At 75.4% G+C, this 13053-nt stretch carries 4 protein-coding genes; all 4 read left to right on the forward strand.

From position 1 onward, the window contains the following. Positions 1–14: 14 nt before the first annotated feature. The 4 genes from AC230_RS21495 to AC230_RS21510 are packed head-to-tail and all read left to right on the forward strand — an operon-like array spanning position 15 to position 13003. Positions 15–1187 carry an NAD(P)/FAD-dependent oxidoreductase gene (locus AC230_RS21495; RefSeq protein WP_049717955.1) on the forward strand — a complete coding sequence of 391 codons (1173 nt, stop codon included), beginning with the start codon at positions 15–17 and terminating at the stop codon, positions 1185–1187. Further along, entirely contained in the window at positions 1184–8668 is a 7485-nt protein-coding gene (locus tag AC230_RS21500; RefSeq protein WP_049717956.1) for a hybrid non-ribosomal peptide synthetase/type I polyketide synthase, read from the forward strand. Before AC230_RS21495 ends, AC230_RS21500 begins: the two co-directional genes overlap by 4 nt. Before the next feature lie 55 nt (positions 8669–8723). Next, on the forward strand, positions 8724–11855 hold the full coding sequence (locus tag AC230_RS21505; protein ID WP_049717957.1) for a non-ribosomal peptide synthetase: 3132 nt from the start codon (positions 8724–8726) through the stop codon (positions 11853–11855). Continuing rightward, positions 11852–13003, forward strand: a complete 1152-nt coding sequence (locus AC230_RS21510; protein WP_049717958.1) for an acyl-CoA dehydrogenase family protein — start codon at positions 11852–11854, stop codon at positions 13001–13003. Before AC230_RS21505 ends, AC230_RS21510 begins: the two co-directional genes overlap by 4 nt. The last annotated feature ends 50 nt before the right edge of the window (positions 13004–13053 follow it).

Raw genomic sequence — 13053 nt, forward strand, 5'->3', positions numbered from 1 at the left:
CCCGAGGCGGACACATGGAGTACGACATCGTCGTCGTCGGCGGCGGACCCACCGGGCTCGCCACCGCCTGGCACACCGCCGCCCGGGGACGGCGGACCCTCGTCCTGGACCGGCACGGCTTCTTCAACGAACGCGCCGGCAGCGGCGGCGCCGAACGGCACTGGCGCCTCCAGTACACCCAGGAGGACCTGTTCCGCCTCACCCTGGAGACCCTGCCGCTGTGGCGGCGCCTGGAGGAACTGGCCGAACGCACCCTCGTCCACTCCACCGGAAGCCTCTGGTTCGGCGACATCGAGGTGGAGACCAACGAGGGCCAGATCGCCGCCACCGCCCGCACCATGGACCGCCTCGACGTCCCCTACGAGTGGCTCGGCGCCCGCGACATCGAGAAACGCTTCGGCTTCGCCCGCCTGCCCGCCCACTACGAGGGCTTCCTCCAGCCCGACGGCGGCACCATCGACGTCCGCGGCACCCTCGCCGCCCTCTACCGCCTCGCCCAGGAGAACGGCGCGATCCTCAGCGGCGGCGAACGCGCCCTGGAGGTGCTCCCCGACGCCGACGGCGTCACCGTCCGCACCGACCGCGGCACCCACCGCGCCGCCAAGGCCGTCCTCGCCAACGGCCCCGGAATCAACGACCTGCTGGCCCCGCTCGGCGCCCGGCTCGGCATACGGCTCTACGAGATGGCCCTCGTCACGCTGCGCCGCCGCGCCCCGGACCACCTGCCCTTCTGGTTCGTCTTCCAGCAGCCGGCCGAGCAGGACACCAACCTCTTCTACGGCTTCGGCCACAACCCCTGGTCGCCCGGCGACCTCGTCCGCCTCGGCCCCGACTTCGAGGTCGACCCGCTCCCCGACGCCGACGCGGCCACCGGCCGGGCCGACCCGCGCCACGTGCGGCGGCTGTGCTCCTGGGTGGAGCGCCACCTGCCCGTCCTCGACCCGCACCCCGTGCGCACCGGCAGCTGCCTGGCCGTCCTCCCCGCCGACCCCGCCCGCCAGTTCCACCTCGGACGCGCCGACGGCCTCGTGCCGCACGGCGAGCACCTCGTGCTCCACAGCTCCGGCTGGGGCTTCAAACTCGTGCCCCTCCTCGGCCGGATCTGCGCCGACCTGGCCATCGACGGCCGCACCGCGTCCGACATCGCCCGCCTCGCCCCGACCGCGCCGCAGGAGGCTCAACCGTGACCGGCCACCCCGCAGCCGACACCACCGACCACGCCGTCGCGATCACCGGAATGTCCGGGCGCTTCCCCGGCGCCCCCGACCTCGACACCTACTGGCGCAACCTGCGCGACGGCGTCGAGTCCATCACCACCCTCACCGACGAGGCCCTCGCCGCCGAGGGCGTCCCGCCCGAGGTCCGCCGCCGGCCCGAATACGTCCCGCGCGCCCCCCTCGTCGACGGCTTCGACCTCTTCGACGCCGCCTTCTTCGGCGTCAACGCCCGCGAGGCCGCCCTCCTCGACCCCCAGCAGCGCCTCTTCCTGGAGACCGCCTGGCACGCCCTGGAGGACGCCGGACGCGGCCCCGGCACCGACGGCGACGTCGGCGTCTTCGCCGGCGCCGGCATGTCCGCGTACCTCATGTCCAACCTGCTCGGCGGCGCGCCCGTCGTCATGAGCCCGCAGATCTTCGAGCTCCAGATCCACAACGACAAGGACTACCTCGCCAGCCGCACCGCCCACCTCCTCGGCCTCACCGGCCCCGCCGTCACCGTGCAGACCGCCTGCTCCAGCTCCCTCGTCGCCGTCCACCAGGCCGTCCGTGCCCTCGTCGCCGGCGAATGCGGCACCGCCCTGGCCGGCGGCGTCCACCTGCGCGTCCCGCACCGCGTCGGCTACCTCTACGAACAGGGCCTCATCTACTCCCCGGACGGCCACTGCCGCCCCTTCGACGCCGACGCCCGGGGCACCGTCTTCGGCAACGGCGTCGGCGCCGTCGTCCTGCGCCGGCTGAGCGACGCCCTCGCCGACGGCGACGACATCCTCGCCGTCATCCGCGCCACCGCCGTCAACAACGACGGCTCCGACAAGGTCGGTTACACCGCCCCCAGCGCCGCCGGACAGGAACGCCTCATCGCCTCCGCCCTGGCCGCCGCCGGCGTCGACGCCACCACCATCACCGCCCTGGAGGCCCACGGCACCGGCACCTTCATCGGCGACCCCATCGAAATCACCGCCCTCAGCCGCGCGTTCGCCGAGCACACCACCGAACGCGGCTTCTGCGCCGTCTCCTCCGTCAAGTCCAACATCGGACACCTGGAGACCGCCGCCGGCATCGCCAGCCTCATCAAGGCCGTCCTCCAGCTCCGCCACCAGGAACTCGTCCCCAGCCTCCACTTCCGGCGCCCCAACCCCCGCATCGACTTCGACGCCACCCCCTTCCACGTCACCACCGAACTCACCCCCTGGAAGAACGGCACCCACCCCCGCCGCATCGGCGTCAGCTCCTTCGGCATCGGCGGCACCAACGCCCACGCCATCCTCGAACAGGCCCCCCGGCCCGCCCCGGCCCCCGCACCCCGCCGCACCCCCCAGATCGTCCTCCTCTCCGCCCGCTCCCCCCAGGCCCTGGAGCAGGCCACCGCCGACCTCGCCGGCCACCTCGCCGCCGACCCCGACCAGCCCCTGGCCGACACCGCCCACACCACCCGCACCGGCCGCGCCCCCCAGCGCTTCCGCCGCGCCCTCGTCGCCCGCACCGCCCAGGAGGCCGCCGACGTCCTCGCCGGCGCCGACCCCGCCCGCCTCCCCGGCGCCGCCGTCCCGCCCGGCACCCCCAAAACCGTCTTCCTCTTCCCCGGCCAGGGCACCCAGTACCCCGGCATGGGACGGGGCCTCTACGCCGACGAACCCGTCTACCGCGCCGCCGTCGACGAATGCGCCGACCTCCTGCACCCCCTCCTCGGCACCGACCTGCGCACCGCCCTCCACCCGCCCGCCGGCGCCGACCCCGAGGAGACGGCCCGCCACCTGGAGAACACCGCCCTGGCCCAACCCGCCCTGTTCGTCACCGAATACGCCCTCGCCCGGCAGCTCGCCGCCTGGGGCATCACCCCCGACGCCATGATCGGGCACAGCATCGGGGAGTTCGTCGCCGCCTGCCTGTCCGGCGTCATGACCCTGCCCGACGCCCTGCGCCTGGTCGCCGCCCGCGGCGGCCTCATGCGCGACCTGCCCTCCGGCGCCATGCTCTCCGTCGGCGCCGCCGAGGAGACCGTCACCCCGCTGCTCACCCCAGGCCTGTCCGTCGCCGCCGTCAACGCCCCCGGCCTGTGCGTCGTCTCCGGACCCCACGAGGAGACCGACGCCCTCGCACAGGAGCTCGCCGCACGCGACATCCCCACCCGGCGGCTGCACACCTCCCACGCCTTCCACTCCGGCATGATCGACCCGATCGTCCCGGACTTCACCGCACGCGTCGCCGACACCGCCCTCGCCGAACCCGCCCTCCCGTTCGTCTCCACCGTCACCGGCGACTGGATCGACGACCACCGCGCCACCGACCCCGCCTACTGGGGCACCCACATGCGCGTCCCCGTACGGTTCGGCGCCGCCGTCCACCGCGCCGTCACCGACCTCGGCCGCTGCGTCCTCCTGGAGGTCGGCCCCGGCAACACCCTCGGCTCCCTCGCCCGCCAGGCCGTCCCCGCCGGCACCCCCGTCGTCCCCGCCATGCGCCGCCACGACCAGGACGCCCCCGACACCGACGTCCTCCTCGGCGCCGTCGCCGGACTCTGGCTCGCCGGCACCGACATCGACTGGACCCTCCTCGAACCCGAGGGACGCCGCGCCCACCTGCCCGGCTACCCCTTCCAGCGCCGGCGCCACTGGATCGCCCCGCGCACCGCCCCCGGCACCGGACCCGTCCTCGACGTCACCGTGCCCGAGACCGGGGAGACCGGGGAGACCGGGGAGACCGGGGAGAGCGGCGGCGACCGCCCCGCCCACCTCCTCACCCCCTACGCCGCACCCCGCACCGACCTCGAACGCGACATCGCCGCCCTGTGGGAGGAGTTCTTCGGCTTCGCCCCCGTCGGCGTCCACGACAACTTCTTCGAACTCGGCGGGCACTCCCTCCTCGCCACCCAGATGCTCAACCGGCTCCGCTCCCGCACCGGCCGCTCCGCATCCCCCAGCGAACTCCTCGCCCGCCCCAGCGTCGCCGCCCTCGCCGCCCTCCTCGCGGACCGCGCCCCCGCCGGCGACGACACCACCGGCCTGCCCGCCCTCGTCCCCGACCCCGGCCACCGCCACGAACCCTTCCCGCTCACCGAGATGCAGCAGGCCCAGTGGATCGGCCGGCTCGGCAGCTTCGACATGGGCGGCGTCGCCCCCCACCTCTACCTCGAATTCGACAGCGACACCCTCGACCGCCACCGCCTCGAACGCGCCTGGCACAAGGTCGTCCGCCGGCACGAGATGCTGCGCATCGTCGTCCTGCCCGACGGCCGCCAGCGCATCCTCGACGACGTCCCCGACTACCGCTTCGCCCACCTCGACCTCACCGGCGCCGACCCCGCCGACGCCGAGGCCCGGCTCGCCGAGATCTCCGAACGGATGGGCGCCGACGTCCGCCCCGCCGACACCTGGCCCCTCTGGGAGATCAGGACCAGCACCCTCCCCGACGGCCGGCTGCGCACCCACGTCAGCTTCGACCTGCTCTGCGCCGACGTGGCCAGCTTCTTCTACCAGATCCTGCCGTCCTGGCGGGAGTTCCACGACGACCCCGGCCTCCCCGACACCCCGCCCGCCCTCTCCTTCCGCGACTACGTCCTCGCCGAGGAGGTCCTGCGCGACACCCCGCTCTACGAACGCTCCCTCGCCTACTGGCAGGACCGCGTCCGCGCCCTGCCCCCCGCCCCCGAACTGCCCACCGCCGTCGCCCCCGGCGACCTCACCCGCCCCCGCTTCGTCCGCCGCCACGCCCGCCTGGACGCCGCCCTCTGGGCCCGCATCAAGGAACAGGCCGGCGAACACGGCGTCACCCCCTCCAGCGCCCTCGTCGCCGCCTACGCCGCGACCGTCGCCACCTGGAGCAAGAACCAGCACTTCACCCTCAACTTCACCGCCGTCAACCGGCTGCCCTTCCACCCCGAAGTCGACGCCATGGTCGGCGAGTTCGCCTCCTTCGAACTCCTGGAGGTCGACACCCGCGCCCTGGACACCTTCGGCGACCTCGTCGCCCAGGTCCAGCGCCGCAGCTGGGAGGACTTCGAACACCGCCACATCAGCGGCGTCCGCATCCTGCGCGAACTCAACCGCGTGCGGCGCGACACCAGCGGCGGCGTCATGCCCGTCGTCTTCACCAGCGCCCTGTCCACCGAGCAGGACCCCGCCGCCGTCCCCTCACCGGTCGCCTGGCTCGGCGAACAGAACGCCTTCATCTCCCAGACGCCCCAGGTCACCATCGACCACTTCGTCCTCGAATTCGGCGGAGTCCTCGAACTGGCCTGGCACGCCGTCGACGAACTGTTCCCCGACGGCATGATGGCCGAGATGTTCGCCGCCTACCAGGACCTCCTGGCAAGCCTCGCCGAACCCCAGGGCTGGCACCGCCCGCCCGCCGTCCCCCTGCCCGCCTGGCAGCTCGAGGCCCGCGACCGCGCCAACGACACCGCCGGACCCGTCCCCGGCGGACTGCTCGCCGACCGCGTCCTCGCCGCCGGCACCGCCCCCGCGACCGCCCACCGCCCCGCCGTCGTCACCGCCGAGCGCACCCTCACCCACGCCGAACTCACCGGCCACGCCGTCGAACTGGCCCGCACCCTGGCCGGCCGCGGCCTCGGCCCCGGCGCGGTCGTCGGCATCGGCCTCGCCAAGAGCTGGCGGCAGATCGTCGCCGCCGTCGGCACCTCCGCCGCGGGCTGCACCTACGTCCCCGTCGACCCCGAACTGCCCGCCCCCCGGCGCGCCTGGCTCGTCGAGCACGCCGGCATCGACCTCGTCCTCACCGACGGCACACCCGACCCCGGCTGCTGGCCCGACGGCGTCCCCACCCTCGCCGTCCCCGCCGGCGACGGCCGCCCGCCCGAGCGGACCTGGCACTGCCCCGCCCGGCCCGAGGACACCGCCTACGTCATCTACACCTCCGGCTCCACCGGCACCCCCAAGGGCGTCGCCGTCTCCCACACCGCCGCCCTCAACACCCTCACGGACGTGGCCGAACGCTTCGGCGTCGGCCCCGACGACCGGGTCCTCGGACTCTCGTCGCTCAGCTTCGACCTCTCCGTCTTCGACGTCTTCGGCGTCCTCGGCGCCGGAGGCGCCCTCGTCCTGCCCGAACCGGAGGCGAGGCGCGACCCCGCCCGCTGGACCGGCCTCCTGCGCGACCACGGCGTCACCGTATGGAACTCCGTGCCCGCGCTCCTCGACATGCTCGTCACCCACCTGGAGAACACCCCCGCCCCCGACACCGGACCACTGCCCCTGCGGCTCGCCCTGCTCAGCGGCGACTGGATCCCCGTCCGCCTCCCCGACCGCGCCCGCGCCCTGGCCCCCGCACTCCAGGTCGTCAGCCTCGGCGGCGCCACCGAGGCCGCCGTGTGGTCCATCGCCCACCCCGTCGGCGAGGTCCCGCCCGACTGGACCTCCATCCCCTACGGCCGCCCGCTGCGCAACCAGACCTTCCACGTCCTCAACGACCGCATGGAACCCGCGCCCGTGTGGACCGCCGGACAGCTCTACATCGGCGGCGCCGGACTCGCCACCTGCTACTGGAACGACGAGACCCGCACCGCCGAGTCCTTCGTCACCCACCCGCGGACCGGCGAACGCCTCTACCGGACCGGCGACCTCGGCCGCTACCTGCCCGACGGCACCATCGAGTTCCTCGGCCGCGAGGACTTCCAGGTCAAGATCGGCGGATTCCGGGTCGAGCTCGGCGAGGTCGAGCACGCCCTCGCCCACCACCCCGGCGTGGCCGCCGCGGCCGTCACGGCCCTCGGGGCACGCACCCAGCAACGCCTCGCCGGCTACGTCGTCCCCGCCGAACCCACCGCCGACCCGGGCGAGTTGACCGCCTCCGTCCGCGAGCACCTGACCGCGACCCTCCCCGCCTACCTCGTCCCCGCCGACATCGTCGTCCTCGACGCGCTCCCGCTGAGCGCCAACGGCAAGGTCGACCGCGCCGCCCTCCCGGCCCCCGACCGCGCGGCCCCCGGCGGTCCCGGCGGCCCCGCCGACGAGGTCGACGAACGGCTCCGCGAGACCGTCGCACGGCTGCTCGCCCTCGCGAGCGACGTGCTGGGCGTCTCCGTCTCCGGGGCCGCCGACAACTTCTTCGCCCTCGGTGGCGACTCCATCATGGGCATCCAGCTCGTCGGCCGGGCCGCCGGCGAGGGACTGGTGATCGGGCCGCAGGACCTCTTCGAGAGCGACTCCTTCCTCGACCTCGCCCGCCGCGCCGCCGAGGCCGCGCCCACGGCCGCCGGGGACACGGCCGCCGTGCCGCTCACCGCCCACCAGGCCCGCCTCGCGGGCGCCGGAGCCGTCGCCCGGCTCGTCGTCCCGTGGCCCGCCGGAGCCGACGCCGCCCTCGCCGGGCGGGCGCTGCGCGAGACCGCGGCCCGCCACGCCGCCCTGCGGCTGCGCCTCGGGACGACGGAGGACGGGACGCCCGGCCAGTCCGACGCGGGCGTGCCCGACGACGCGTTCTCCGAGATCGACCTGTCCGGACTGCCGGAGGCCGCCCGCGAGGACGCCCTCGCCGAACTCGTCGCCGAGATGGCCGAGGAGACCGCCTCCGGCGAGGCCGGCACCGGGGGCGTCCGGCTGGCCCTCGTCCGCACCGGCGCCGGCGCCGACCGTCTCGTGTGGCTGGCACCGGCGGCGCTGCTCGACGACTCCTCCTGGCGGCTGCTGCTCGCGGACTTCGCCCACGCCCACGGGCAGCTGGCCGAGGGACGGGAACGCGTCGGCTGGGACGGCCCGGTGGAGTCCTTCCCGGCCCTCGTCGCATCGGCCCCCGCCGGGGCCGCACCGGACGGCGCGGGTACGGCGGCACTCGACGGCGAACTCGTGAGCGCGCTGCCCGCGGAGGCGGTCGCCGGGCTGCGCGAAGCGGCCTTCGGCGCCTACCACCTGGACCTCGGGGAGGCGGTGGCCGCCGCCCTGGCCCTGGCCGTCGGCGGGGCGCTGCCGGGCACCGCCCTGACGGTGGAGCGGTCGTGGCGGCCGGAGACGGGGGAGGGGGCCCTGGGCCGGTTCACCGAGGTGACCGCCGTGCGCGTGCCCGCCCCGGAACCCGGCGACGAGGACCTCGGCACCGTCCTCGCCGCCGTCAAGCAGGACCTGCGGGCCCGCCCGGCGGCCGCCCCGGCCGGCGACCGCGTGCACCTGCGCGAGATCCCCGACGCCGAGTGGCCCGTACGGCCGGTGGACGGCGGCCCGCTGGTGCTGCCGGCACCCCACGGCGTGCTCGCCGAGGTCGCCGGTGCCCTGGCCGACGGCGGGCTGAGGCTGCGGTGGCGGTACGCGGAGGGCGCCGAGGCCGCCGTCCGGGCGGCCGCCGGGGCCCTCGACGGCGCCGTGCGCCGGGTGACCGCGCACTGCGCGGGCGCCGCCGCCGGCTCCTACGAACCGTCCGACTTCCCGCTGGCCGGGATCGAAGCCGGCGAACTGGCCGAGTTCCTCGGCTCGCTGGAGGGGGAGGAGGACACGCCCTAGGCGGGACGCGCGTTCCCCCTCTCCTGCCCCTCCCCACCAGTGAAGGGTCCTTACCGTGCCCACCACCAAGTCCATCGAGGACATCTACGAGCTCACCCCCATCCAGCAGGGCCTCCTCTTCGAGCAGCTCGCCCGCCCCGAGGCCGGCGTCTACATCGAACAGCTCCTCCTCACCTTCGACGGCACCCTCCACCCCGAACCCTTCGGCCGCGCCTGGCAGATGGTCGTCGACCGGCACCCCATCCTGCGCACCTCCTTCCACTGGCGCGACGAGGGACTGCCGCTCCAGGTCGTCCACCGGCACGCCGAACTGCCGCTGGAGGTCCTCGACTGGCGCGACGTCCCCCAGGACGGGCAGCGGCGGCGGTTCGAGGAATGGCTCGACCGCGAGCGCGTCGAGGGCTTCGACCTCACCAGGGCGCCGCTGATGCGGATCGGCGTCGTGCGGACCGCCCCCGAGCAGTGGGTGTTCGTCTGGCGGCTGTCCCACCTCCTCATGGACGGCTGGTCCTTCGGGCTCGCGGTCGGCGACTTCATCGACTGCTACCGGGGCCTGTGCCTCGGCCACGAGCCCGAGCGGCGGCCCATGCGGCCCTACCGGGACTACGCGGCGTGGTGGGCCCGCCAGGACGCCGCCGCCGACCGGGAGTTCTGGGCGGCCGAGCTGGCCGGCTTCACCCCGCCCGAGCCGCTGCGGCTGGGCGGCCGCCCGCCCGCCCCGGGCGAGCCCAGCCACGGCTTCGTCGAACTCGACCTCTCCGACATCGAGCCCGCCGTCCGCGCCCTCTCGCGCACCCACCAGCTCACCCTGAACACCATCGTGCAGGGCGCCTGGCTGCTCGTCCTGTCCCACCACTACGGCACCGACGACGTCCTGTGCGGCTTCACCATGGCCCACCGGCCCGGCGAACTGCGCGGCAGCGAGACGATCCTGGGCCCGCTGATCTCCACCATGCCGGTGCGCGAGCGCCTGGAGCCCCACCGCACGGCGCTCGCGTGGCTGCGCGACTTCCAGGTGCACATCGCCGCCGTCCGCGAGCACACCGGCATGCCGCTGTTTGACGTCCAGCGGCTGGCGGGGCTGCCGCTGGACGTGCCGCTGCTGGAGAGCAGCGTGAGCTACGAGAACATGCCGATGCCGGACTTCGCCCTCCAGGAGACCGGCATGAAGCTCAGCTCCATGCGCTACGACGGGCGGCCGCACTACCCGATCACCATGGTGATCATGCCGGGGGAGGGCATGCCGCTGCGTGTGATCCACGACCGCGGCCGGATCTCCCCGGAGGCCGCCCAGCGCTTCTGCGACCAGCTGCGGACCGTGCTCACCCGCATGGCGACGAGCCCCGAACTCACCTTGGGCGAGCTCTCCCCGGGCGCCGGCGCCGCCGCCCCCGTCCCCGCCCCGGCGGTCCGCCTGGAGACCGAGGAGGCCACGCTGCACGGCACGTTCGCCCGGCACGCCGCCCGCACCCCCGACGCCGAGGCACTGTCGTACCAGGGCACACGCCTGACGTACCGTCAGCTCGACGAGCGCGGCGACGCCGTGGCGGGCCTGCTGGCCGGGGCGGGCGTGCGGCCCGGCGACCGGGTCGGGCTCTGTCTCGACCGCGGCCCCGACCTGATCGCGGCGATGCTCGGGGTGTTCAAGGCCGGAGCCGCCTATGTGCCGCTGGACCCGGCGCACCCGGCCGCGCGCCTGGCGTGGACGGTCCGGGACGCCGCACCGGCCGCCGTCCTCACCACCCCCGGACGCGCCGGTCTCCTGGGCGACTTCGACGGACCCGTCCTGGAGGTCCGTGACGACCTCGCCCTGCCCGCCGGCCCCGCCCTCCCGGAGACCGGGCCCGACACCCCCGCGTACGTCCTGCACACCTCCGGCTCCACCGGCCGCCCCAAGGCCGTCGTCGTCACCCACCGCAACGTGCAGAGCCTCCTCGCCGCCGGGCGCGCGCTGTTCGGCTTCGGCGCGGACGACGTGTGGACGTGCAGCCACTCCTTCGGCTTCGACTACTCGGTCTGGGAGATCTGGGGCGCCCTCGGCAACGGCGCCCGCCTCGTGCTCGTCCCGCCGGAGACCGTGCGGTCGCCGGGCGACTACCACGCCCTCGTGCGCGACGAGCGGGTCACCGTCTCCTCCCAGACGCCCACCCTCTTCGAGCACTTCGCCGCCGCCGACGAGGCGGCCGGCGACCCGCTGGCCCTGCGGCACGTCTTCCTCGGCGGCGACCGGCTCACCACCGCCGTCCTGCGGCCCTGGATCGAGCGGCACGGCGACCGGCGGCCCCGGGTGCACAACCTCTACGGCGTCACCGAGGCCACCGTCGTCTCCACCTGGCACACCGTCACCGCCGACGAGGTCCTGGCCGACGCCCCCGTCCCCATCGGCCGGGCCCTGCCCAACCAGCGGGCCTACCTGCTCGACGAGCGCGGCCGCGCCGTCGCCGAGGGCACACGCGGCGAACTCTGCGTCGCCGGACCGGCCGTGGCCGCCGGCTACCACGACCGCGAGGAGCTCACCGCCCGGCGCTTCGGCACCGAACCGGCCCCGCCCGGCGAACGCCTCTACCGCACCGGGGACTTCGCCCGCGCCCTGCCCGACGGCACCCTCCAGTACCTCGGCCGCGACGACACCCAGGTCAAGATCCGCGGCCACCGCGTCGAACTCGGCGAGGTCGAGGCGGCGTTGCGCGCCCACCCGGCCGTGCGCTCGGCCGTCGCCGTGGTCCGCGACGACGGCGGGGGCGGCCGCATCGTCGGCTACGGCGTCCCGGCCGCCACGCGCGTCCCCGAGGACGAGGTGCGCGCGGACCTCGGCGAGCGGCTGCCCGCGCACATGGTGCCGTCCGCCTTCGTCTGGCTGGACGCGCTGCCCGTCGCGGTCGGCGGCAAGGTGGACGTCCGCTCGCTGCCCGCGCCCGCCGCGCACCGCCCCGCCGGCCGGGCGGAGCCGCGCACCCCGCTGGAGCGTGAACTGGCCGCCCTGGTCGCCCGGTTGGCCGGACTGCCGGAGGTGGGACCCGACGACCGGTTCGCCGACCTCGGGCTGCACTCCGCGCACCTGATGCGGCTGATGACGACCCTGAGCTCCCGCTGGGACGCGGCGGTTCCCCTGCGGGAGATCTACGCGTCCCCCACCGTCGCCGCGCTGGCCCGCCTGGTGGAGCGGGCCCGGAAGGAGCAGCCGTGACCGTGCCGGAGGACACCCGCGCCAAGGAGGACGCGGCCTGGCGCGAGCGGGTGCGCGCCTTCGCCCGCGAGCACGTGGCCCCGCTGTCGGACGCGATGGACCGCGCGGCCGCCCTCGACCCGGGGCTGCGGGAGAAGCTGTTCGCGGCCGGACTGATGGCCGTCGAGGCCCCGGCCCGGTACGGCGGCGGGGGCGGGTCGCTGCGGCGGGTCGCGCTCACCATCGAGGAGATCGCCCGCACCGACCCCGGCGTCGCGGTGGCCGTCGACGTGCAGAACGCGCTGATCGTCGCGACCCTGCTGCGGCAGGGCAGCGGCGACCAGCGGCGGCGGCACCTGCCGCTGCTGGCCACCCGGCGCGTCGGCGCCTTCGCGCTCTCCGAGGAGGGGGCGGGCAGCGACGCCTTCGCGGGCACCACCGCGGCGGTGCCGGCGCCGGACGGCGACGGCTGGCTGGTGACCGGCCGCAAGCGCTGGACCAGCAACGCCGGCGCGGCCGACCTCTTCCTGGTGTACGCCCGCACCGAGGGGCACGGCTCCTCGGCCTTCCTGGTCGAGCGGGCGGCCGAGGGGCTGGACGTCGTCCCGCGCACCGAACAGCTCGGCGTGCGGGCCGCGTCCACGGCCGACCTCGTCCTGGAGGACGTGCGGGTGCGGCGCGCGGACTGCGTCGGGGGGATCGGCAACGGCGAGGGCGTGGCCATCGCCGCCCTCGACATCGGCCGCATCGGCATCGCCGCCCAGCTCGTCGGGCTGGCGCAGGGCGCGCTGGACGAGGCGGTGGCCTACAGCGGGCGGCGCGAGCAGTTCGGCCGTCCGGTCGGGGAGTTCCAGGGCGTGCGGTTCACGCTGGCCGACATGGCCACCGACGTCGCCGCCGCCCGGGCCCTGCTGTACGACGTGGTGCGCGACGTGGAGGCCGGGGCGGACATCGCGGAGCGGCTGCGGATGTCCGCCATGGCCAAGTACTTCGCCTCCCAGGTGGCCGAGCGGACCGCGTCGCGGGCCGTCGAGGTGCTCGGCGGGAACGGCTTCACCCGGGAGTACCCGGTGGAGCGGTTCTACCGGGACGCGAAGGCGGGCAAGATCTACGAGGGGACGTCGAACATCCTGCTGAACAGCATCTCCCGTTCCCTGGGCGGGACCTGAGCGCGGGACCCGCTCCCCGCGCGGTCCCGCCCAGGGCCGTTCCTCCGGGG

Source organism: Streptomyces caatingaensis, from assembly GCF_001187435.1.
GTDB lineage: Bacteria > Actinomycetota > Actinomycetes > Streptomycetales > Streptomycetaceae > Streptomyces > Streptomyces caatingaensis.

Bases quoted from the DNA above. Each gene is read 5' to 3' on its own strand.
- AC230_RS21495 (WP_049717955.1), top strand. From the start codon at position 15: ATGGAGTACGACATCGTCGTCGTCGGCGGCGGACCCACCGGGCTCGCC.